The sequence below is a fragment of the Cedecea selenatireducens genome, assembly GCF_042138895.1.
GTDB classification, from domain to species: domain Bacteria; phylum Pseudomonadota; class Gammaproteobacteria; order Enterobacterales; family Enterobacteriaceae; genus Cedecea; species Cedecea selenatireducens.
Window position 1 is genome coordinate 66,736 of the sequence record NZ_JBHIKW010000015.1, and the last position, 23,140, is coordinate 89,875.

Consider the following 23,140-nt stretch of genomic DNA (forward strand, 5'->3'; position numbering starts at 1 on the left):
TATTTTAGCAAAAGCTGAGTGAATACCAACCTGAATAGATAAATGCCCTCAATATCTGTGCAGCAATACGAAGGGCGGATTCTTTTGCTGCTGATGCCAGAGGCTGGTTACCCCTTCCCCACCTTGCTCCACAATGAGCCGGCGAAACGCCTCGCTGGTGACGTTTTCACGCTGTTCCAGCATGGCTAACAGCAGCGGAAGCGTCACGCCAGAGATGACTTCGCAGTGCTCATGCTTATGGTTCATCAGCGCTGCGGTCCGATACGGCGCTTCACCGGTAATGTCGGTCAGAAAGATGACGCCGTCGCCCGAGTCGCAATGGTGGAGCGCATCGCACATCATCCGGCTCAGCATATTGGTGCTTAATCCTTCCCAGAAATTAACCGCACTGCACTGCGGCTGCGGACCAAAACGCTGCTCGATGGCATCCAGCATCTTTTGTGCGTAGTCGTCGTGTCCGGCAATGACCCAACCCAGCATAAAGCATCTCCTGTTAATGGAGCGACAGTGTGCCAGAACGTCGAATAAGTAGCCTGATGCGCATCAATATGGAGTAAAAAAAATCCCCCTAAAGAGGGGGATTCAGACGGGAGTATCAGGTACGCAGACCGCGACCGCGCTGGATGAGGTACCAGCACAGCAGGTAGAACACGACGATAAAGATGGCCAGCACTCCAACGGTGGTCACCAGCGGCACATCGGTAATGCCCAGGAAACCAAAGCGGAAGCCGCTGATCATATAAACAATCGGGTTCAGGTGCGACAGCGCCTGCCAGAACGGCGGCAGCAGGGTCAGGGAGTAAAACACCCCACCCAGATAGGTCAGCGGCGTCAGCACGAAGGTCGGGATCAGGCTGATGTCATCAAAGGTTTTGGCGAAGACCGCGTTCAGCAGGCCGGCCAGCGAGAATAACACCGCCGTCAGTACCAGCGTCAGCGCCACGAACAGCCAGGAATGCACCTGGAACGGCACGAAGAACAGCGACACCGCCGTCACCAGCACGCCCACACACAGCCCGCGCGCAACGCCGCCGCCGACATAACCCGCGATAATCACGTGCGTCGGCACCGGCGCCACCAGCAGCTCTTCAATGTTGCGCTGGAACTTGGCGCTAAAGAATGACGAAGCGACGTTGGCGTAAGCGTTGGTGATCACCGCCATCATGATCAGGCCCGGTACGATAAACTGCATATAGGTGAAGCCGTGCATTTCGCCGATACGCGAACCAATCAGGTTGCCGAAGATAATGAAATACAGGGTCATGGTGATGACCGGCGGAACCAGCGTCTGGATCCAGATACGGGCGAAGCGGTGAACCTCTTTGGTCCAAATGCTTTTCAGCGCCACCCAGTACAGCTGCATCATGACCGATCCCCTTGTTTACCGTTTACCAGCGTCACGAACAGCTCTTCGAGACGGTTAGCTTTGTTACGCATACTTTGCACCTGGATACCCTGCGCGCTGAGCTGGCTGAACACGCTGTTAATCCCTTGCTCCCGCAGTACTTCCACCTCAAGCGTGGAGGTGTCTACCAGGCGATACTGATAGCCATCCAGCTTAGGCAATGGGCTCTTCGGCGCCAGATCCAGGATGAAGGTTTCTGATTTCAGCTTGGAAAGCAGCGATTTCATGGAAGTGTTCTCTACCAGTTCACCGCGCTGGATAATGCCGATGTTGCGGCACAGCATTTCGGCCTCTTCCAGATAGTGGGTGGTCAGAATAATGGTGGTGCCTTTATCGTTAAGATCTTTCAGGAACCCCCACATTGAGCGGCGAAGTTCAATGTCTACGCCAGCGGTGGGTTCATCCAGAATCAGCAGCTTTGGCTCGTGCATCAGCGCGCGAGCAATCATCAGGCGGCGCTTCATCCCACCGGAAAGCATACGGGCACGTTCGTTGCGTTTTTCCCACAGATCGAGCTGTTTTAAATACTTTTCACTACGCGCTATCGCTTCGCTGCGCTCAACGCCGTAGTAGCCCGCCTGATGCACGACTATCTGCTGCACCGTCTCAAACGGGTTGAAGTTGAATTCCTGCGGGACCAGGCCGAGCTGGCGCTTGGCGTTAACCACGTCTTTTTGCAGGTCGTAACCAAACACCCGCACGCGGCCGGAGGTTTTATTCACCAGCGAGCTGATGATGCCGATAGTGGTGGATTTGCCCGCACCGTTAGGGCCGAGCAGCGCATAAAAATCGCCCGCCTCAACACGAAGATCTATGCCGCGCAGCGCCTGGACGCCACCGTGATAGGTTTTCGTTAACTGTTCCAGTTCCAATGCAATTGTCATGGATATTCGCTTACCTTATTCGGTACTTGTTTGAAAATTCGTTGAGTTACCCTATATTACCCCATCGCACTTCTCGGGTGACAGGCGTTAACCTCACATGAAAGATATTGATTCCCTTATCAGCAATAATGAACTTTGGTCAAAAATGCTGGTTGAGGAAGACCCCGGTTTCTTCGAAAGGCTTGCCCAGGCACAAAAACCCCGCTTTCTCTGGATTGGCTGCTCCGACAGCCGCGTTCCCGCTGAACGCCTTACCGGCCTGGAACCAGGCGAACTCTTCGTTCACCGCAACGTGGCAAACCTGGTTGTTCATACCGACCTGAACTGCCTTTCCGTTGTGCAGTACGCCGTAGACGTGCTTGAAGTTGAGCACATTATTATTTGCGGTCACTACGGATGCGGCGGCGTGCAGGCTGCGGTAGAGAACCCGGAGCTGGGCTTAATTAACAACTGGCTGCTGCACATTCGCGACCTGTGGTTCAAGCATAGTTCGCTCTTAGGGGAACTGGCACCGGAACAGCGGATGGATACGCTCTGTGAACTGAACGTCATGGAACAGGTGTACAACATCGGCCATTCCACCATCATGCAGTCAGCCTGGAAACGCGGCCAGAAGGTCACGGTTCACGGCTGGGTCTATGGGATTCACGACGGACGCCTGCGCGACCTCGAAGTGACGGCCACCAGCCGTGAGTCACTTGAGCAGGGTTACCGCAGCGGGATTTCCAATCTGAAAAATACCCACCATAGCCACCGGAATCGCGCAGCTTCGCAGTAATCCCGGCAAAAGTGGATAGCAAAAAGGGCCCTTAAGGCCCTTTTTTGTTAGCTAGCGACTTTTACTCGTCGAGCATAACCACTTTGCCGACGAACGGCAGGTGGCGATAGCGCTGGGCGTAGTCGATGCCGTAGCCCACAACGAACTCGTCCGGAATAGAGAAACCAACGTATTCAACGTTAACGTTCACTTCGCGGCGGGTTGGTTTGTCCAGCAGCGTACAAATGGCCAGAGATTTTGGCTCGCGCAGGCTCAGGATTTCACGCACTTTGCTCAGGGTATTGCCGGAGTCGATAATGTCTTCGACGATCAGCACGTCTTTCCCGCGAATGTCTTCATCCAGATCTTTGAGGATCTTCACGTCACGAGTGGTGGACATGCCGCTGCCGTAGCTGGAGGCGGTCATAAAATCGACTTCGTGGGATACCTGCACTTCACGGCACAGATCCGCCATGAACATAAATGAACCGCGCAGCAGACCTACCAGCACCATGTCACTGCCGCTGTCGCGATAGTGTTCGGTGATTTGACGACCCAGTTCAGCAACACGGGCTTTGATCTCCGCTTCCGGGATCATCACTTCAACAGTATGTTTCATATCTCTAACCATATGATTTAAAAACAAATCATTTAATGCTGGTGAACCTGCAGCCAACACAAAATATTGAGGCGAGGAGTATACCAGCAAATGGCCTTCACATCCGCACTTCAAAAAAAAGCCATAAATGTGACAACCATCACACTTGTTAATAACTATAATTAAATGCTATCAAACCTTTATGAGTGTGATAATTGTGAATACAAATAAAACCGGATCGCAACTATTTGTGACCCTCTCAGCCCTCTTTGCCGTTCTTTGCGGGCTCTATTTACTCTTTGGCGGGATATGGTTAGTGGCTATCGGCGGGTCGTGGTATTACCCGATCGCCGGCCTGGTGATGCTCGGCGTCGCCTGGCTGCTGTGGAAAAGCAAAGCCTCTGCGCTTTGGCTCTACGCAGCCCTGCTACTGTGTACTATGGCCTGGGGCGTCTGGGAAGTCGGCTTCGACTTCTGGGCGCTGACGCCACGCTGCGACGTGCTGGTGTTCTTCGGCGTCTGGCTTCTGCTGCCGTTTGTGTCTCGCCGCCTGGTAATTCCAGCAAGCGGCGCGGCGGCATCGCTGGTGGTTTCCCTGTTGATTACCGCCGTTGTGCTGGTCTGGGCGGGCTTTAACGACCCGCAAGAGATCAACGGTACGCTGCAGTTGGATAACACCGCCGCTGCCGCCGGGTCTTCCATTCCTGATGCCGACTGGCCAGCTTATGGCCGCAATCAGGAAGGGCAGCGTTTTTCTCCGCTCAAGCAGATCACCACCCAAAACGTGGGCCAGCTGAAGGAAGCCTGGCGCTTCCAGACCGGCGACGTGAAGCGTGCTACCGACCCGGGCGAAATCACCAACGAAGTCACCCCGATCAAAATTCGGGACATGCTTTACCTGTGTACCGCGCACCAGCAGCTGTTCGCGCTGGATGCGTCTACCGGGAAAGAGAAGTGGAAGTTTGACCCTCAGTTAAATACCGATCCTTCGTTCCAGCACGTGACCTGCCGGGGAGTTTCTTACCACGAGGCCACCGCAGACAACGCCTCTGCGGACGTTGTGGCCGACTGTCCTCGCCGCATTATTCTGCCGGTGAACGACGGTCGCTTGTTTGCTCTTAATGCCGACACCGGCAAGCTGTGTGAGAGCTTTGCGAACAAAGGCATCCTGAACCTGCAAACCAATCAGCCGGTGACCACGCCAGGGATGTATGAGCCGACTTCACCGCCTATCGTGACCGACAAGGTGATTGTGATTGCCGGGGCGGTGACCGATAACTTTTCCACTCGCGAACCTTCCGGCGTGATACGTGGTTTTGACGTTAACACCGGTAAACTGCTGTGGGCGTTTGACCCAGGCGCGAAAGATCCAAACGCTATCCCGGATGACGGGCATCATTACACGCTGAACTCCCCGAACTCGTGGGCTCCGGCGGCTTATGACGCAAAACTGGATCTGGTTTATCTGCCGATGGGCGTGACTACGCCGGACATCTGGGGCGGCAACCGCACGCCTGAGCAGGAGCGTTACGCCAGCAGCATTGTGGCGCTGAATGCCACCACCGGTAAGCTGGCCTGGTCCTATCAGACCGTACACCACGACCTGTGGGATATGGACATGCCTGCCCAGCCAACCCTTGCCGACATCACCGACAAGAGCGGCAATAAGGTTCCGGTAGTTTACGCTCCGGCCAAAACCGGCAATATCTTCGTGCTGGATCGTCGCGACGGTAAGTTAGTGGTTCCTGCGCCGGAACAACCGGTCCCGCAGGGCGCCGCTAAAGGTGACCATGTTTCCCCTACTCAGCCGTTCTCCGAGCTGACCTTCCGTCCGAAGAAAGATCTGAGCGGCGCGGATATGTGGGGCGCAACCATGTTTGACCAGCTGGTGTGCCGAGTGATGTTCCACAGCATGCGCTATGAAGGCATCTTTACCCCGCCTTCAGAGAAAGGAACGCTGGTCTTCCCGGGTAACCTGGGCATGTTCGAGTGGGGCGGGATTTCCGTTGACCCGAATAACCAGGTCGCGATGACCAACCCGATGGCGCTGCCGTTCGTGTCTAAGCTGATTCCACGTGGCCCTGGCAACCCAATGGAGCCGCCAAAAGACGCCAAAGGTTCAGGCACTGAATCCGGCGTTCAGCCGCAGTACGGCGTGCCGTATGGCGTCACGCTGAACCCGTTCCTGTCGCCGCTCGGCCTGCCGTGTAAACAACCAGCCTGGGGCTACATCTCCGGCGTTGACCTGAAAACCAACGAGATCGTGTGGAAGAAACGCATTGGTACCGTGGAAGACAGCATGCCGTTCCCAACCGGGATCCCAATGAAATTCCGCATGGGGATGCCGATGCTGGGTGGCCCAATCTCCACCGCTGGTAACGTGATGTTCATTGGCGCAACCGCAGATAATTACCTGCGCGCGTTTGATATGCGTGACGGGAAACAGCTGTGGGAAGCGCGTCTGCCGGCAGGTGGGCAGGCTACGCCGATGACGTATGAAGTTAACGGTAAGCAGTACGTGGTGATTTCCGCAGGCGGCCATGGCTCCTTCGGCACCAAGATGGGTGATTATATCGTGGCGTACGCTCTACCGGACGACGCGAAGTAACTCATTGCTGTAACGCATTGCGGGTGGCTCAGGCCACCCGCTCTTGCTTTTACGCGACGGTAAAACCGAGCATCATCCCGGTATCTTCATGCTCCAAAAGATGGCAGTGCGCCATATAGGCCGCTTCCTTCGGTGCGGCATGCTCGAACTTCACCAGCACTTCACTGCGCGCGCCTTCCACCTTCACCGTGTCTTTCCAGCCCTGACGATGTGCCGCCACCGGCCTGCCGTTCTCTGACAGAATGCGGAACTGGGTACCGTGAATATGGAACGGGTGGAGCATCATGTCGCCTTCCCCTGATATCGTCCATTTCTCGTACTTCCCCTTTTGCGCAGCAAACGCCGGAGTAGCCATATCAAAGGCTTTACCATTGATTTTGTTCGCGTTGTGGAAATCAAACCCGTGGCTCATGCCACCGTGGTTCATATTTCCCATACTGCCGTGGTCCATATTTTTCATGTTGCCATGATCCATATTGCCCATACCACCGTGGCCGTCCATCGACATGCCGGCCATAGCCTGCATGCCGTATTTATCCATCAGCGCCTGCATCCCCATCATGTCGAGCATCGGGTCCATCATCAGCTGTAGCCAGCGTTCGGTCACGCCCTCCAGCGACGGTACCGCAGGCACGTTGACCAGCTTGTCAGGCAACGTACCGGAGGCAGCGATGATCAGCGGCTGGATGTGAACAATCGGCGCCGGCTTATCAAATGGCGCCACGGTCATGCCCATTTGCTTCACCGGCAGGGTGACGATATCAAATGGCTTGCCGTCACGGGTATCCACCAGCACTTCAAACCGTTCGCCCATCAGCAATTCCAGCTCGGTGACTTTTACCGGCTCGGCCAGCAGGCCGCCGTCGCTGGCAATAACATAGAGAGGACGATTATCGCTGGCGGCAATATTCAGAGAGCGGGCATTGCAGCCGTTAAGCAGGCGCAGACGCAGCCAGCCGCGCGGGTTGGAGTGCTGCGGATAAACGGCACCGTTGCACAATAGCGTATCGCCGAACCAGCCTACGGCCGCGCTCATGACGTCCAGCTGATAGTCAATCTCGCCGCCCTTACCGAAACGTTTGTCCTGGATAATCAGCGGAATATCATCAATGCCCCACTGCTTCGGCAGCATTAACTGAGCGCTTTCGTTATCCTCAATCAGCACCAGCCCGCCAAGCCCCATGGCAACCTGATGCCCGGTTTTGCCATGCTGATGCGGGTGGAACCAGCAGGTCGCCGCCCGCTGCTGCGGCGTAAAAGTCACGCTCCGCTTTGCACCCGCCGCGATAACGCCCTGTGGGCCGCCGTCAACCTCACCGCCGACTTCAAGCCCATGCCAGTGCACGGTAGTTTCTTCTGCCAGGTTATTATGGATATCAACCGTGACCGCTTCGCCCTGAGTCAGCCTGAGCGCCGGGCCCAGCAGCGAACCGTTGTAGCCCCAGGTTGTAGCCGTTTTACCGGCAAAAACGCTCTTTCCTGCATTAACGCTGAGACTGATGCTATTTTTAGCATCAGGGGCAAGCAAAGGCGGGACAGGCAACGCCGGACGATCGGCCGCCAGCACGGTACGGCTCCAGAGTGGCAGCGCGCTGAAAGCCCCGAGTGCCGCGGTATATTTCAAAAAATTACGGCGATGCATAGTCAGTTCCTTTCGTTGGCATACTTGGTGGCGAGCATAAACCTTTCCCTAACGGTAAGGTCAAGTTTTAAGCTCATAATAAATATCGTCGACGCCCTTTTAACTGTGTTAACGTTTCGTATCTGAGAAAAAGTGGTAGACGTGATGAAGATGGGAGTTAGGGCGTTATTACTGGGCGTATTGCTGGCTTTTTCTACCAGCAGCCTGGCGCTAAGCGAGTCTGAAGCAGAGGATATGGCCGATCTGACTGCGGTGTTTGTGTTCTTAAAAAATGATTGTGGCTACCAAAATCTCCCGAACGGCCAGATCCGACGCGCTCTGGTGTTTTTTGCCCAGCAAAATCAATGGGATCTCACTAATTACGATAGCTGGAACATGAAAGCGCTGGGTGAAGACAGCTATAAAGATTTGAGCGGTATCGCTATTCCCACTGCAACAAAATGCAAATCTCTGGCAAGGGACTCCTTAAGCCTGCTGGCCTACGTCAAGTAACCTTCCCTCTCTCGCCGATGCTGAAATGTTGACCGTGCACCCACGGTCAATGTTGGCTATCATGTTACGCCGGATTTACAACGGTGTTAACAGAGGAGGCATCCCCGATGACCCACCCAACCGTGTGGCAGGAAACGCTACATGACAAGTTTGGCCAGTACTTTGCCATCGACAACGTCCTTTACCACGAAAAAACCGACCACCAGGATCTGATCATCTTTGAAAATGCGGCTTTCGGCCGGGTGATGGCGCTGGACGGCGTGGTGCAAACCACCGAGCGCGATGAGTTTATCTACCATGAGATGATGACCCACGTTCCGCTGCTGGCGCACGGCCAGGCGGAGCACGTGCTGATTATCGGCGGCGGCGACGGCGCAATGCTGCGTGAGGTTTGCCGACATCGCGGCGTGAAGACGATAACCATGGTGGAGATCGATGCTGGCGTTGTGGCCTTCTGCCGCCAGTATTTACCGAACCATAATGCCGGCAGCTATGACGACCCGCGTTTTACGCTGGTTATCGACGACGGCGTCAACTTTGTTAACCAGACCACCCAGACCTTCGATGTTATTATCTCGGACTGCACCGATCCTATCGGGCCGGGAGAAAGCCTGTTCACCTCTGATTTTTATCAGGGCTGCAAGCGCTGCCTGAATCCTGGCGGAGTCTTCGTTGCCCAGAACGGCGTCTGCTTCCTGCAGCAGGATGAAGCCATCGACAGCCACCGCAAGCTGGGCCACTACTTTGGCGACGTCAGCTTTTACCAGGCGGCTATACCGACCTATTTTGGCGGCATCATGACCTTTGCATGGGCAACCGATAACCCGGCGCTTCGTCACTTATCGAGCGAAATCATTCAGGCACGCTTTCATAAAGCCGGCATTTCCTGCCGCTACTATACCCCTGCAGTCCACACGGCCGCGTTTGCGCTTCCGCAGTATTTGCTGGACGCGCTGTCCTGACAGCCGCCCTCTGGAGACGATAAAAAATTGAAAAAACTGAAACTGCACGGCTTTAACAACCTGACCAAAAGCCTGAGTTTTTGTATCTACGATATCTGCTATGCCAAAAACGCCGATGAGCGTGACGGCTACATCGCCTATATCGACGAGCTGTATAACGCTAACCGCCTGACGGAAATCCTCAGCGAAACCTGCTCCATCATCGGCGCCAATATCCTGAACATCGCCCGTCAGGATTATGAGCCGCAGGGTGCTAGCGTCACTATTCTGGTGAGTGAGGAGCCCGTCGACCCGCAGAGTATCGATCAGTCAGAACATCCAGGCCCGCTGCCGGACACGATCGTCGCCCATCTTGATAAAAGCCATATCTGCGTTCACACCTATCCGGAAAGCCATCCTGAAGGCGGCCTGTGCACCTTCAGGGCCGATATAGAAGTGTCGACCTGCGGGGTGATTTCTCCGCTGAACGCGCTCAATTACCTGATTCACCAGCTAGAAAGCGATATCGTGACCATCGACTATCGCGTACGCGGCTTTACCCGCGATGTGAACGGCCTGAAGCATTTCATCGACCACGAGATAAACTCAATTCAGAACTTTATGTCCGACGATATGAAGGCGCTGTACGACATGGTGGACGTCAACGTGTACCAGGAGAACATCTTCCATACCAAGATGTTGCTGAAAGAGTTTGACCTCAAACACTACCTGTTTAACGTCAAACCTGAGGAGTTGAGTGCCGAAGAACGAAAAACGATCGCCGATCTGCTGTGGAAAGAGATGCGCGAAATCTACTACGGCCGCAACATTCCGGCTGTAAAAATCTTGATGACGTGGAGCGCCCAGGGCTCCACGTTACTCAACGCTGCTGCAGGAATTCCCGGTAAGCGTTAACCACCTGCAGAAAATCCTCTACGCCGCAAAAAGAGAGGCTTTCTTCGTCGTAATAGCTCATCCCCTCTTCTATCTCATCGCCGGAGATTTCCAGCTGATTGGCACGGACGATCACCTCTTCTTCGTCCAGCCACAGGGTATATTCATGCCCGGCACGCTGCCACTGACGTTCGCTGCCTTTCACCGAGAGCACGGCCTGCTCGACTTCATCCAGAAGCGCCAGATTGCCCTTCACTTCTTCATTAAACCAGTGGCCGACAACCTCGTGCCCCATCGACATACGCACCTTCACCACGCCGGTGATGTCACGCAGAAATTCATAGTCCATCGCTGTTTCCTCTACATCGCGGGGGAAATCCTCACCCACGCTTACAGGCTTAATTATCGCAGCAAAGTTGGGGGAAAACAGCGGGGCGAGTACAAGGCCGAGAAATAAAAAGGTGAGAGCGGGACCCTGCGGTCTGATGCCCTCACCCGTCCCTCTCCCGTAGGAGAGGATGCAAACGCTAAAAACCGTCTCTTCAGAGACGGTTTTGCTGTTTATACCGCAGTCTGGAAGATAACGCCGTCAGCCTTCTCGGTGTACTGAGAAAGCTGGTCAAAGTTCAGGTAGCGGTAGGTATCCACCGCCGTTTTATCAACCTGAGCCATGAAGGTCTGGTATTCATCAGGGGTTGGCAGTTTACCCAGCAGGGAAGCGACTGCCGCCAGCTCTGCGGACGCCAGGAAGACGTTCGCCCCGGTGCCCAAACGGTTCGGGAAGTTACGGGTCGAGGTCGATACCACGGTTGCCCCATCCGCCACGCGAGCCTGGTTACCCATGCACAGGGAGCAGCCTGGAATTTCGATACGCGCCCCGCTCTTACCGAACACGCTGTAATAACCTTCTTCGGTCAGTTGAGCCGCATCCATACGGGTTGGCGGAGCCACCCACAGGCGGGTTGGCAGCTGACCTTTGTGGCTGTCCAGCAGCTTACCGGCAGCACGGAAGTGGCCGATGTTGGTCATGCAGGAACCGATAAACACTTCATCAATCTTCTCACCGGCAACGTCGGACAGCAGACGAGCATCGTCCGGGTCATTTGGCGCGCAGAGGATAGGTTCTTTGATATCGTTCAGATCGATGTCGATCACTGCCGCGTATTCTGCGTCAGCGTCGGCTTCCATCAGCTGTGGATCGGCCAGCCATTTTTCCATGCCCTGAATACGACGCTCAAGCGTACGACGGTCGCCGTAACCTTCGGCAATCATCCATTTCAACAGCACGATGTTGGAGTTCAGATACTCTTCGATCGGCTCGCGATCCAGCTTAATGGTACAACCTGCGGCGGAACGCTCAGCGGAAGCATCGGTCAGCTCAAACGCCTGCTCAACTTTAAGCGTTGGCAGACCTTCGATTTCCAGGATGCGGCCAGAGAAGATGTTTTTCTTCCCTTTCTTCTCGACGGTCAGCAGGCCCTGCTTGATAGCGTACAGCGGAATAGCATGCACCAAATCACGCAGGGTAATACCCGGCTGCATTTTGCCTTTAAAGCGAACCAGCACGGACTCCGGCATATCCAGAGGCATAACGCCGGTCGCGGCGGCAAACGCCACCAGGCCAGAACCCGCCGGGAATGAAATCCCGATAGGGAAACGGGTGTGGGAGTCACCGCCGGTGCCAACGGTATCCGGCAGCAGCATGCGGTTCAGCCACGAGTGAATGACGCCATCGCCCGGACGCAGAGACACGCCGCCACGGTTCATAATGAAATCAGGCAGAGTGTGGTGAGTCGTCACGTCAACCGGCTTCGGATAAGCGGCGGTGTGACAGAAGGACTGCATCACCAGGTCAGCGGAGAAGCCAAGGCAAGCCAGGTCTTTCAGCTCATCACGGGTCATTGGGCCGGTGGTGTCCTGGGAGCCTACGGAAGTCATCTTCGGCTCGCAGTAAGCGCCAGGGCGCACGCCATCTACGCCACAGGCGCGGCCAACCATTTTCTGCGCCAGCGAGTAACCACGGGTGCTGGCAGCAACGTCTTTCGCCTGAACGAAGACTTCGCTGTGCGGCAGGCTCAGCGCTTCACGCGCTTTGGTCGTCAGGCCACGGCCGATGATCAGCGGAATACGGCCGCCGGCGCGGACTTCGTCCAGCAGCACGTCGGTTTTCAGTTCAAAGTTGGCGATTACCGCGTCGGTGTCGTGATTACGCACTTCGCCTTTGTACGGGTAAATGTCGATAACATCGCCCATATTCAGGTCATTTACGTCAACTTCGATCGGCAGTGCACCGGCATCTTCCATGGTGTTAAAGAAGATTGGCGCAATTTTCCCGCCGAGCACGACGCCGCCGCCGCGCTTGTTCGGCACGTTCGGGATGTCGTCGCCCATAAACCACAGCACGGAGTTGGTGGCGGATTTACGGGAAGAACCGGTGCCCACAACGTCGCCCACGTAGGCCAGCGGGAAACCTTTCTTCTGCAACGCTTCGATCTGCTTGATCGGGCCAATAGCGCCAGCCTGATCCGGCTCGATGCCTTCGCGGGCATTTTTCAGCATCGCCAGGGCGTGCAGCGGGATGTCCGGGCGGGACCAGGCGTCCGGCGCAGGAGACAGGTCATCGGTGTTGGTTTCGCCGGTGACCTTAAAGACGGTAACGGTGATTTTCTCGGCCAGTTTAGGGCGAGACAGGAACCACTCGGCTTCGGACCAGGACTTCAGTACCTGCTGAGCGTAGGTGTTGCCCGCTTTGGCTTTCTCTTCTACGTCGTAGAAGTTATCGAACATCAGGAGCGTGTGGGACAGCGCTTTGGCGGCAATCGGCGCCAGCTTTTCGTTATCCAGCGCGTCAATCAGCGGATGAATGTTGTAGCCACCCTGCATGGTGCCCAGCAGTTCAATGGCTTTTTCAGGGGAGATCAGCGGGGAAGTGGCATCGCCTTTGGCAATGGCAGCAAGGAAACCTGCTTTCACGTAGGCGGCTTCATCAACGCCCGGCGGTACACGGTTAGTAATCAGATCTAACAGGAATGCTTCTTCACCTGCGGGTGGGGTTTTCAGCAGCTCAACCAGTGCGGCCATTTGGGTGGCATCTAAGGGTTTTGGAACAATCCCTTCTGCGGCACGTTCAGCTACGTGCTTACGGTATTCTTCTAGCACGACGGTTCTCCTCGCTCTCATTGTCATTTGGCGCCACCGGATCTCTCTCTTCACGCTCCTGTGAGACAGCAGTTTGTAGGGTAAATGCCCGGTACCGCGTCGGGCAGCATATCAGGATTTTCAGGGGGTGTTAATCTGTTTACAAAAAAGCAACATTAAAACATTGCTGAATCGTTAAGGGGGAATAGATTACTTTTTGATATGACGTTCAGGCACAAAAAAACCGCATTTCGGCGGTTCGTTTGCCCTGACAAAGTGGTAGCACACGATGACAGGAGATGTTTTGTGGCAAGTCCAGTACGAGAACGATAATGCCCTTATCAGTTTGTGGTTGCAAGACATCTTGTTTATTTTGCGAACAAACATCTAAAAGAGGATGCAAGCCACTGCAAACTTAAAATATCCATATCTGAGCGCACTCTTTTATCCTACATTCGACGACGGCCTGCTTCGCTGGTGTAGCAGCCAGTCATCGGGTTCGGGAGCAGCTCAACCGCTCTACGTGGTAAGTCCTGTACACTTGCCTGATTCTGCCTTTCCCGGTGAAGAAGGGATCGCCGTAGCCCAAAAGGGTATACACGCAATGGAAATGCGTTTGCTGTACGCGCTGCTTCTGTTGTCAGGTTCACTGCTTTCGCTGAGCCAGGGTGGCTGGAATATTTCAGACATCAGCGTTCAGTTCGTTTTGAACCTGGGCAATTAAGCTACTGGCCGCTCGCAAGGGCGGCCTTTTACGGGCAAAAAAAACGGCCCCGAAGGGCCGCTTTATCAAACTCGAAAAGTTACTTTTTCTTCGCTTTCGCGTTTGGCAGGTCGGTGATGCTGCCTTCGAACACTTCAGCCGCCAGGCCAACGGATTCGTGCAGCGTCGGGTGAGCGTGGATGGTGAGCGCAATATCTTCTGCGTCACAGCCCATCTCGATAGCCAGACCGATTTCGCCCAGCAGCTCGCCGCCGTTAGTCCCGACAATCGCCCCACCGATAACGCGGTGAGTCTCTTTGTCGAAGATAAGCTTGGTCACGCCATCGGCGCAGTCGGAAGCGATAGCACGGCCAGAAGCTGCCCACGGGAAGGTGGCGGTTTCGTAGCTGATGCCTTTCTCTTTCGCTTCTTTCTCGGTCAGACCAACCCATGCAACTTCTGGCTCGGTGTAAGCGATAGATGGGATCACTTTCGGGTCGAAGTAGTGCTTCATCCCGGCGATAACTTCTGCGGCAACGTGGCCTTCGTGAACACCTTTGTGCGCCAGCATTGGCTGACCGACGATATCGCCGATAGCAAAGATGTGAGGAACGTTGGTGCGCAGCTGCTTGTCAACGCGGATAAAGCCACGGTCGTCCACTTCAACACCGGCTTTGCCGGCATCAAGGTTTTTACCGTTCGGCACGCGGCCGATAGCGACCAGAACCGCGTCGTAACGCTGTGGTTCAGCAGGGGCTTTTTTGCCTTCCATGGAAACGTAGATGCCGTCTTCTTTCGCTTCAACGGCGGTCACTTTGGTTTCCAGCATCAGGTTGAATTTCTTGCTGATGCGTTTGGTGAAGACCTTAACGATGTCTTTGTCTGCAGCCGGAATAACCTGGTCGAACATTTCAACCACGTCAATGTCTGAACCCAGCGCATGGTACACGGTGCCCATTTCCAGACCGATGATACCGCCGCCCATAACCAGCAGGCGTTTCGGTACGGATTTCAGCTCCAGCGCGTCCGTGGAGTCCCACACGCGTGAGTCTTCATGAGGAATGAACGGCAGCTCGATCGGACGGGAACCCGCCGCGATGATAGCGTTGTCGAAGTTGATCACGGTTTTACCGTTTTCGCCTTCAACTTCCAGGGTGTTAGCCCCGGTGAATTTACCCAGACCGTTTACCACTTTCACTTTACGGCCTTTGGCCATACCCGCCAGGCCGCCGGTCAGCTGAGTGATAACTTTTTCTTTCCAGGTACGAATTTTGTCGATATCGGTTTTCGGCTCACCGAAAACGATGCCGTGCTCGGCCAGTGCTTTGGCTTCTTCGATAACTTTAGCAACGTGCAGCAGCGCTTTAGAAGGGATACAGCCGACGTTCAGACAAACACCGCCGAGGGTGCTGTAACGCTCTACGATGACGGTTTCCAGACCTAAATCCGCGGCGCGGAATGCTGCGGAGTAACCTGCTGGGCCTGCCCCAAGTACTACGACCTGAGTTTTGATTTCTGTGCTCATCATGACCTCTTAATTTATACCCGTCGTCCACCGGGTCGTTCTATCCGCCCGCAGTTTACAAAATTGTTAACAATTTTTAAACAACAAACGGCTCACGAATTGTCGCTTTCGCCGATAACCTCACAAACCGCATGAGATTATCAGAAAAAAGCCGGCCGATTGGCCGGCTTTTCAATTACATCACCAGGCGGCGAATATCAGACAGCATATTGTTGATGATGGTGATAAAGCGAGCCCCATCAGCGCCGTCGATTACGCGGTGGTCGAAGGAAAGAGACATTGGCATCATCAGACGCGGCGTGAACTCTTTACCGTTCCAGACCGGCTCCATTGCAGACTTGGAGACACCCAGGATAGCCACTTCTGGCGCGTTAACAATCGGCGCGAAGTGAGTTGTCCCGATACCACCCAGGCTGGAAATGGTGAAGCAGCCGCCCTGCATTTCGCCAGCGGTCAGCTTGCCGTCGCGAGCTTTTTTGGAGATAGCCATCAGTTCGCGAGACAGCTCGGTGATGCTCTTCTTGTTCACGTCTTTGAAGACCGGAACAACCAGACCATTCGGGGTATCAACCGCCACACCGATGTTGATGTATTTTTTCAGGGTCAGCTTCTGGCCATCTTCGGACAGGGAGCTGTTGAAGCGAGGCATCTGCTCCAGCGCGGCCGCAACGGCTTTCATGATGAACACCACAGGGGTGAACTTCACGTCCAGCTTACGCTTAGCGGCTTCGTCGTTCTGCTGCTTACGGAACGCTTCCAGATCGGTGATATCGGTTTTGTCGAAGTGGGTAACGTGCGGGATCATCACCCAGTTACGGCTCAGGTTAGCACCAGAGATTTTCTGGATGCGGCCCATTTCCACTTCTTCGATTTCGCCGAACTTGCTGAAGTCTACTTTCGGCCATGGCAGCATGCCCGGCAGACCGCCGCCGGTCGCAGCCGGAGCTGCTTCAGCGCGCTTAACAGCGTCTTTCACGTAAGCCTGAACGTCTTCGCGCAGGATACGACCTTTACGGCCGGTGCCTTTCACTTTCGCCAGGTTAACGCCGAACTCGCGAGCCAGACGACGGATCAGCGGAGTCGCATGAACGTACGCGTCATTTTCAGCGAATTCAGATTTGCCTTCTGCTTTAGCAGCTGGCGCCGCGGCTTTTGCTGCCGGGGCTGGTGCCGCAGCGGCTGGAGCTGGTGCAGCAGCCGGGGCCGCAGCAGGCGCAGCGCCTTCCACTTCGAAGACCATGATCAGGGAGCCGGTAGACACTTTGTCGCCGGTGCTGATTTTGATTTCTTTCACGGTACCGGCGAATGGCGCAGGCACTTCCATGGAAGCTTTGTCGCCTTCAACGGTAATCAGTGACTGCTCAGCGGCAACTTTATCGCCCACTTTGACCATCACTTCAGTGACTTCAACTTCGTCACCGCCGATGTCCGGGACGTTAACTTCTTTCGAGCCAGAAGCCGCAGGCGCAGCGGCGGCGGCGGGAGCAGCAGCCTGTGCTGGAGCGGCCGCAGGTGCAGCACCCGCCACTTCGAAGACCATGATCAGAGAGCCGGTAGACACTTTGTCGCCGGTGCTGATTTTGATCTCTTTAACCACGCCCGCGAACGGAGCCGGTACTTCCATAGAGGCTTTGTCGCCTTCTACGGTGAGCAGAGACTGTTCAGCGGCAACGGTGTCGCCCACTTTGACCATGATCTCGGTAACTTCTACTTCGTCACCGCCGATGTCCGGCACGTTAACGTCTTTTGCGCTCGCGGCAGCAGGTGCTGCGGCCGGTGCGGCTTCTTTCTTCTCTTCTGCCTTAGCAGGTGCAGCGGCTGCTGCACCTTCGGCGGAATCGAAAATCATAATCAGTTTGCCGGTCTCGGTTTTGTCGCCGACAGAGACTTTGATCTCTTTTACGACGCCAGCCTGTGGAGACGGAACTTCCATAGAGGCTTTGTCGCCTTCTACGACGATCAGCGACTGTTCAGCTTCAACTTTGTCGCCAACTTTGACCAGGATCTCGGTGATTTCAACTTCATCAGCGCCGATGTCTGGTACTTTGATTTCGATAGCCATTGTCTCTTTACCTCTTACGCCAGACGCGGGTTAACTTTTTCTGCATCGATGTTGAATTTGGTAATTGCGTCTGCAACTACTTTCTTATCGATTTCGCCACGTTTAGCCAGTTCGCCCAGGGCCGCTACGACCACGTAAGAAGCATCAACTTCGAAGTGGTGACGCAGGTTTTCGCGGCTGTCAGAACGACCGAAGCCGTCGGTACCCAGTACGCGATAATCATCAGCTGGTACGTAAGTACGAACCTGCTCGGCGAACAGTTTCATATAGTCAGTAGAAGCTACCGCTGGAGCGTCGCTCATCACCTGAGCGATGTAAGGAACGCGCGGAGTTTCCATTGGGTGCAGCATGTTCCAGCGCTCACAGTCCTGGCCATCACGTGCCAGTTCGGTGAAGGAAGTTACGCTGTACACGTCGGAGCCCACGCCGTAGTCGTTCGCCAGGATCTGAGCTGCTTCACGCACGTGACGCAGGATAGAACCGGAGCCCAGCAGTTGAACTTTACCTTTGCTACCTGCAACGGTTTCGAGTTTGTAGATACCTTTACGGATACCTTCCTCGGCACCTGCTGGCATAGCCGGCATGTGGTAGTTTTCGTTCAGGGTGGTGATGTAGTAGTAAATGTTCTCTTGTGCTTCACCGTACATACGGGTCAGACCATCGTGCATGATGACGGCCACTTCGTACGCGTAAGACGGGTCGTAAGAGATACAGTTAGGGATAGTCAGAGACTGAATGTGGCTGTGGCCATCTTCGTGCTGCAGACCTTCACCGTTCAGGGTCGTACGACCGGAAGTACCACCTACCAGGAAGCCGCGAGCCTGTTGGTCGCCAGCCTGCCAGCACAGGTCACCGATACGCTGGAAACCGAACATAGAGTAGTAGATGTAGAACGGAATCATCGGCAGGTTGTTGGTGCTGTAAGAGGTCGCAGCAGCCAGCCAGGATGCGCCTGCACCCAGTTCGTTGATCCCTTCCTGCAGAATCTGACCTTTCTCGTCTTCTTTATAGTATGCAACCTGCTCACGGTCCTGCGGGGTGTACTGCTGACCGTTCGGGCTGTAGATACCAATCTGACGGAACAGACCTTCCATACCAAAGGTACGCGCCTCATCGGCGATGATTGGAACCAGACGGTCTTTGATAGACGGGTTCTTCAGCATCACGTTCAGGGCACGAACGAAGGCGATGGTGGTGGAGATTTCTTTGTTCTGCTCTTCCAGCAACTGAGAGAAGTCTTCCAGCGCTGGCAGTTCCAGTTTTTCAGAGAAGTTTGGCTGACGAGCAGGCAGGTAGCCTTTCAGCGCCTGACGACGTTCGTGCAGGTACTTGTGCTCTTCAGAGCCTTCAGGGAAGGTGATGTAAGACAGGTTTTCTACCTGCTCATCGGACACTGGAACGTTGAAACGGTCGCGGATGTAACGCACGCCGTCCATGTTCATTTTCTTCACCTGGTGAGCGATGTTTTTACCTTCTGCGGTATCGCCCATGCCGTAACCTTTGATGGTGTGGGCCAGGATAACGGTCGCTTTACCTTTGGTGTCCTGCGCTTTTTTCAGTGCAGCGTACACTTTCTTCGGATCGTGACCACCACGGTTCAGCGCCCAGATCTGCTCATCAGTCCAGTCAGCAACCAGTGCGGCGGTTTCAGGATATTTACCGAAGAAGTGCTCACGTACGTAGGCGCCGTCTTTGGATTTGAAGGTCTGGTAGTCGCCGTCAACGGTTTCGTTCATCAGTTGGATCAGTTTACCGCTGGTGTCTTTACGCAGCAGCTCATCCCAACGACCGCCCCACATCACTTTGATAACGTTCCAGCCAGCACCGCTGAAGATGCCTTCCAGTTCGTTGATGATCTTACCGTTGCCGGTGACCGGACCATCCAGACGCTGCAGGTTACAGTTGATGATGAAGCACAGGTTGTCCAGCTTCTCACGGGTCGCGATAGTGATCGCCCCTTTAGATTCTGGCTCATCCATTTCACCGTCGCCCAGGAAGGCGTAAACGGTTTGCTCGGAGGTGTCTTTCAGGCCACGGTGTTCCAGATATTTCAGGAATTTAGCCTGGTAGATAGCACCGATTGGGCCCAGCCCCATAGAAACGGTCGGGAACTGCCAGAATTCTGGCATCAGTTTAGGGTGCGGGTAAGAAGACAGACCTTTACCGTGAACTTCCTGACGGAAGTTGTTCATCTGCTCTTCGGTCAGACGCCCTTCAAGGAAGGCACGTGCATAGATGCCCGGAGAGATGTGGCCCTGGAAGTACACCAGATCGCCGCCGTCTTTCTCGTTGGCTGCACGGAAGAAGTGGTTAAAGCACACTTCGTAAACGGTGGCAGAAGACTGGAAGGAAGCCATGTGGCCGCCCAGCTCCAGGTCTTTCTTGGATGCGCGCAGAACGGTCATAATGGCGTTCCAGCGGATAGCAGAACGGATACGGCGTTCCAGATCCAGATTGCCCGGATATTCCGGTTCGTCTTCAACGGCAATGGTGTTCACATAGTTGCGAGCACCTGCAGAAGCAGCGACTTTCACGCCGCCTTTGCTGGCTTCGGACAGCAGCTGATCGATCAGATACTGTGCACGCTCAACACCTTCTTCACGGATAACCGATTCGATCGCCTGTAGCCAGTCGCGAGTTTCAATCGGATCCACGTCATTTGGGAAACGTTCTGACATGGGGGTATTCCTTATCTGTCTAATACGTTGATTATCTGGAACCTGTCCCATTGTATTTTCACGAGAAAACACAATAAGACAGGTTCTGTGTTTAGTTGCCGCGCGCTAAAGTTTGGCGCTTAATCCTTACGTTGCTGAAGGAGACGGAGAGAGCGTTCACGACGACTCTGCTCGCGGCTACGATCCAGCAATATTTCCTCAATAAACGCCAGGTGACGGTGCGACGCTTCTCGCGCCTGCTCCGGCTGGCGAGCCATAATCGCCGCAAAAATGCTGGCGCGATGGCTGCTCACTTGCGCCAACATCTCGCGGCGCGCGTAGAGCAATTCAAAATTCTGGCGAACGTTTTGTTCGAGCATCGGCTCCATGCAGCGCAATAAATGCAGAAGCACAACATTATGCGCGGCTTCGGTTACGGCAATTTGATACTGCATGACGGCATCGGCTTCGGCGTCTAAATCACCGGACTCCTGAGCCTGCTGGATAGCGACATGGCAATCACCAATGCGCGAGAGGTCTTCTTCCGTACCGCGAAGCGCCGCGTAATAGGCCGCAATCCCCTCAAGGGCATGACGGGTTTCTAGCAGATCAAACTGGGATTCGGGGTGGTCTGAGAGCAGTTCAACCAGCGGGTCACTCAGGCTCTGCCAAAGGTTGTTCTGAACAAAAGTACCGCCGCCCTGGCGACGAAGCAGCAAACCCTTCGCTTCGAGACGCTGAATGGCCTCGCGCAATGAAGGACGGGAAACATCGAATTGTTTCGCCAGTTCGCGTTCAGGTGGAAGTTTTTCGCCCGGGCGCAGAGTGCCCTCAAGGATGAGAAACTCCAGCTGCTGCTCTATCACATCGGATAATTTGGGTTGGCGGATTTTGCTGTAGGCCATCGTTCCCTATCTCTGCCATGAGCTCGGAGTCAATTGGTAAGACCAATTTCACGTTCGTGAGGCTAAAAGTAACAAAGTATTCACCTTCTGTCCATATTGGTTTTGATTGAAATCATGAAAGCAGGCACATTTTAACAATAATAAGAGTATGGCTTTTCAAACCCGTAACCTGTCGCACAAGCCACGTTTACTCCTTAAGTGGCAATGTTAACGTTTATGAAACGATATATTTTTCAATCGCAACCGATAACGCCTGCAAAAAAGCGGCATATTCATGCAATGAAAACGCATGCCAAAGGAAGCCACAGATCGGCTTTTGCCCTCGCCCTTTTTTACAAATGGTTTCTTTTTACCCAACTCGTCAGAGCAGTGACAGAAAGCAGGTGCAAAGGCGCTCGCTTAACACTATTCTTTGCGATGCGGTAGCCCTATCCGCAAAATTCATAATTGATAACCGTAAAAAAAAGACTACACATTACGGAATACAACAATTACATCCGCGTCAATGTAGCGCAGACATTAACCACTACGAGGTTACATGATGGAAGGTCAACAGCACGGCGACACGCTGAAACGCGGCCTTAAAAACCGCCATATTCAGCTTATCGCGCTGGGTGGAGCTATCGGGACGGGCCTGTTTCTGGGCAGCGCATCCGTCATCCAGTCCGCAGGTCCGGCAATTATTCTCGGCTATGCCATCGCCGGGTTTATCGCTTTTTTAATTATGCGCCAGCTGGGTGAAATGGTCGTTGAGGAGCCGGTAGCCGGGTCATTCAGCCATTTCGCTTATAAGTATTGGGGCGGTTTCGCGGGCTTCGCTTCAGGCTGGAACTACTGGGTACTGTACGTCCTGGTTGCCATGGCTGAGCTGACGGCAGTCGGCAAATACATCCAGTTCTGGTGGCCGGAGATCCCTACCTGGGCCACGGCGGCAGTGTTCTTTGTCGCTATCAACGCCATCAATTTAACCAACGTTAAAGTCTTTGGTGAGATGGAGTTCTGGTTCGCCATTATCAAAGTGGTGGCCGTTATTGCCATGATTCTGTTCGGCGGCTGGCTGCTGTTTAGCGGCAACGGCGGCCCGCAGGCTTCCGTGAGCAACCTCTGGGATCAGGGTGGTTTCCTGCCGCACGGCATCACCGGGCTGGTCATGATGATGGCTATCATTATGTTCTCCTTCGGCGGCCTTGAGCTGGTCGGTATTACCGCCGCCGAAGCAGATAATCCTGAAGTGAGCATTCCAAAAGCGACCAACCAGGTTATCTACCGTATTCTGATTTTCTATGTGGGTTCGCTGGCGATTCTGCTGTCTCTGCTGCCGTGGACTCGCGTCACCGCCGACACCAGCCCGTTCGTTCTGATCTTCCATGAGCTGGGCGATACCTTCGTTGCCAACGCGCTGAATGTCGTGGTGCTTACCGCCGCGCTGTCGGTTTACAACAGCTGCGTTTACTGCAACAGCCGTATGCTGTTCGGCCTGGCGCAGCAGGGTAACGCGCCGAAGATGCTGAAAAACGTCGATAAGCGCGGCGTACCGGTGAACACGATTCTGGTTTCCGCAGGTTTCACCGCACTTTGCGTGCTGATTAACTACCTGGCGCCTGAATCAGCCTTCGGCCTGCTGATGGCGCTGGTGGTCTCGGCTCTGGTGATCAACTGGGCAATGATCAGCCTGGCACACATGAAGTTCCGCCGGGCAAAACAGCAGCAAGGGGTCAAAACCCGCTTCCCTGCCCTGTTCTATCCTTTAGGAAACTGGGTCTGCCTGCTGTTCATGGTTGCCGTGCTGGTCATCATGCTGATTACGCCGGGCATGGCTATCTCGGTTTACCTGATTCCGGTATGGATTGCGATTCTGGGCGTGGGTTACTTCCTTAAGCAGAAGAACCTGAAGGCGGTTAAAGCCTGATAAACAAAACGCCACGCAAA

At 54.6% G+C, this 23,140-nt stretch carries 16 protein-coding genes and 1 pseudogene; 6 read left to right on the forward strand and 11 right to left on the reverse strand.

The window, feature by feature from the left end:
- Window positions 1-48 precede the first annotated feature (48 nt).
- The 3 genes from agaF to ACE38U_RS19755 form a co-directional block, all read right to left on the reverse strand.
- Complete coding sequence (gene agaF, locus ACE38U_RS19745; protein ID WP_375530397.1) at window positions 49-480, reverse strand: PTS galactosamine/N-acetylgalactosamine transporter subunit IIA; 432 nt, start codon at window positions 478-480, stop codon at window positions 49-51.
- A 115-nt stretch (window positions 481-595) separates the two neighbouring features.
- Window positions 596-1,366, reverse strand: coding sequence for an ABC transporter permease (locus ACE38U_RS19750; protein WP_038475492.1), 771 nt, complete (start codon window positions 1,364-1,366; stop codon window positions 596-598).
- Window positions 1,363-2,289, reverse strand: coding sequence for an ABC transporter ATP-binding protein (locus ACE38U_RS19755; RefSeq protein ID WP_038475495.1), 927 nt, complete (start codon window positions 2,287-2,289; stop codon window positions 1,363-1,365). The genes ACE38U_RS19750 and ACE38U_RS19755 overlap by 4 nt, the downstream gene beginning before the upstream one ends.
- Window positions 2,290-2,386: 97 nt before the next feature.
- Here ACE38U_RS19755 and can point away from each other — a divergent pair, with 97 nt between their 5' ends.
- Window positions 2,387-3,067: a carbonate dehydratase gene (gene can / locus ACE38U_RS19760; protein ID WP_038475498.1), complete on the forward strand. Its 681-nt coding sequence runs from the start codon at window positions 2,387-2,389 to the stop codon at window positions 3,065-3,067.
- Between the two features lie 61 nt (window positions 3,068-3,128).
- Here can and hpt read toward each other — a convergent pair whose 3' ends face one another.
- Window positions 3,129-3,665, reverse strand: a complete 537-nt coding sequence (hpt, locus tag ACE38U_RS19765; RefSeq protein WP_008461837.1) for a hypoxanthine phosphoribosyltransferase — start codon at window positions 3,663-3,665, stop codon at window positions 3,129-3,131.
- A 181-nt stretch (window positions 3,666-3,846) separates the two neighbouring features.
- Between hpt and ACE38U_RS19770 the strand changes: the two genes are divergently transcribed.
- A complete protein-coding gene (locus ACE38U_RS19770; protein WP_052048988.1) occupies window positions 3,847-6,252 on the forward strand; it encodes a glucose/quinate/shikimate family membrane-bound PQQ-dependent dehydrogenase in 2,406 nt (801 codons plus the stop codon).
- A gap of 49 nt (window positions 6,253-6,301) precedes the next feature.
- Here ACE38U_RS19770 and cueO read toward each other — a convergent pair whose 3' ends face one another.
- On the reverse strand, window positions 6,302-7,894 hold the full coding sequence (gene cueO / locus ACE38U_RS19775; protein WP_375530398.1) for a multicopper oxidase CueO: 1,593 nt from the start codon (window positions 7,892-7,894) through the stop codon (window positions 6,302-6,304).
- Window positions 7,895-8,038: 144 nt separating this feature from the next.
- On the opposite strand from cueO, the gene ACE38U_RS19780 reads away from it, so the two are divergent.
- The 3 genes and pseudogenes from ACE38U_RS19780 to speD form a co-directional block, all read left to right on the forward strand.
- On the forward strand, window positions 8,039-8,386 hold the full coding sequence (locus ACE38U_RS19780) for a YacC family pilotin-like protein (RefSeq protein ID WP_038475505.1): 348 nt from the start codon (window positions 8,039-8,041) through the stop codon (window positions 8,384-8,386).
- 107 nt (window positions 8,387-8,493) lie between these two features.
- Complete coding sequence (gene speE / locus ACE38U_RS19785) at window positions 8,494-9,348, forward strand: polyamine aminopropyltransferase (protein WP_176981398.1); 855 nt, start codon at window positions 8,494-8,496, stop codon at window positions 9,346-9,348.
- Window positions 9,349-9,375: 27 nt separating this feature from the next.
- Window positions 9,376-10,167: pseudogene (speD, locus tag ACE38U_RS19790) on the forward strand (adenosylmethionine decarboxylase); the annotation flags it as partial.
- Between the two features lie 40 nt (window positions 10,168-10,207).
- On the opposite strand, the gene yacL reads toward speD, so the two are convergent.
- The 6 genes from yacL to pdhR form a co-directional block, all read right to left on the reverse strand.
- Window positions 10,208-10,570, reverse strand: a complete 363-nt coding sequence (gene yacL / locus ACE38U_RS19795; protein ID WP_038475512.1) for a protein YacL — start codon at window positions 10,568-10,570, stop codon at window positions 10,208-10,210.
- Between the two features lie 212 nt (window positions 10,571-10,782).
- A complete protein-coding gene (gene acnB, locus ACE38U_RS19800) occupies window positions 10,783-13,380 on the reverse strand; it encodes a bifunctional aconitate hydratase 2/2-methylisocitrate dehydratase (RefSeq protein ID WP_144244038.1) in 2,598 nt (865 codons plus the stop codon).
- 782 nt (window positions 13,381-14,162) lie between these two features.
- The gene (gene lpdA, locus ACE38U_RS19805; protein WP_038475517.1) at window positions 14,163-15,587 is read right to left on the reverse strand and encodes a dihydrolipoyl dehydrogenase; all 1,425 of its coding nucleotides are present in this window, start codon (window positions 15,585-15,587) and stop codon (window positions 14,163-14,165) included.
- Window positions 15,588-15,762: 175 nt separating this feature from the next.
- Window positions 15,763-17,649: a pyruvate dehydrogenase complex dihydrolipoyllysine-residue acetyltransferase gene (gene aceF, locus ACE38U_RS19810; protein ID WP_176981401.1), complete on the reverse strand. Its 1,887-nt coding sequence runs from the start codon at window positions 17,647-17,649 to the stop codon at window positions 15,763-15,765.
- Window positions 17,650-17,663: 14 nt separating this feature from the next.
- Window positions 17,664-20,327, reverse strand: a complete 2,664-nt coding sequence (aceE, locus tag ACE38U_RS19815; RefSeq protein WP_038475522.1) for a pyruvate dehydrogenase (acetyl-transferring), homodimeric type — start codon at window positions 20,325-20,327, stop codon at window positions 17,664-17,666.
- Window positions 20,328-20,446: 119 nt separating this feature from the next.
- Window positions 20,447-21,211, reverse strand: coding sequence for a pyruvate dehydrogenase complex transcriptional repressor PdhR (pdhR, locus tag ACE38U_RS19820; RefSeq protein WP_038475525.1), 765 nt, complete (start codon window positions 21,209-21,211; stop codon window positions 20,447-20,449).
- Window positions 21,212-21,749: 538 nt separating this feature from the next.
- Here pdhR and aroP point away from each other — a divergent pair.
- On the forward strand, window positions 21,750-23,120 hold the full coding sequence (gene aroP, locus ACE38U_RS19825; RefSeq protein ID WP_176981402.1) for an aromatic amino acid transporter AroP: 1,371 nt from the start codon (window positions 21,750-21,752) through the stop codon (window positions 23,118-23,120).
- Window positions 23,121-23,140: the final 20 nt, after the last annotated feature.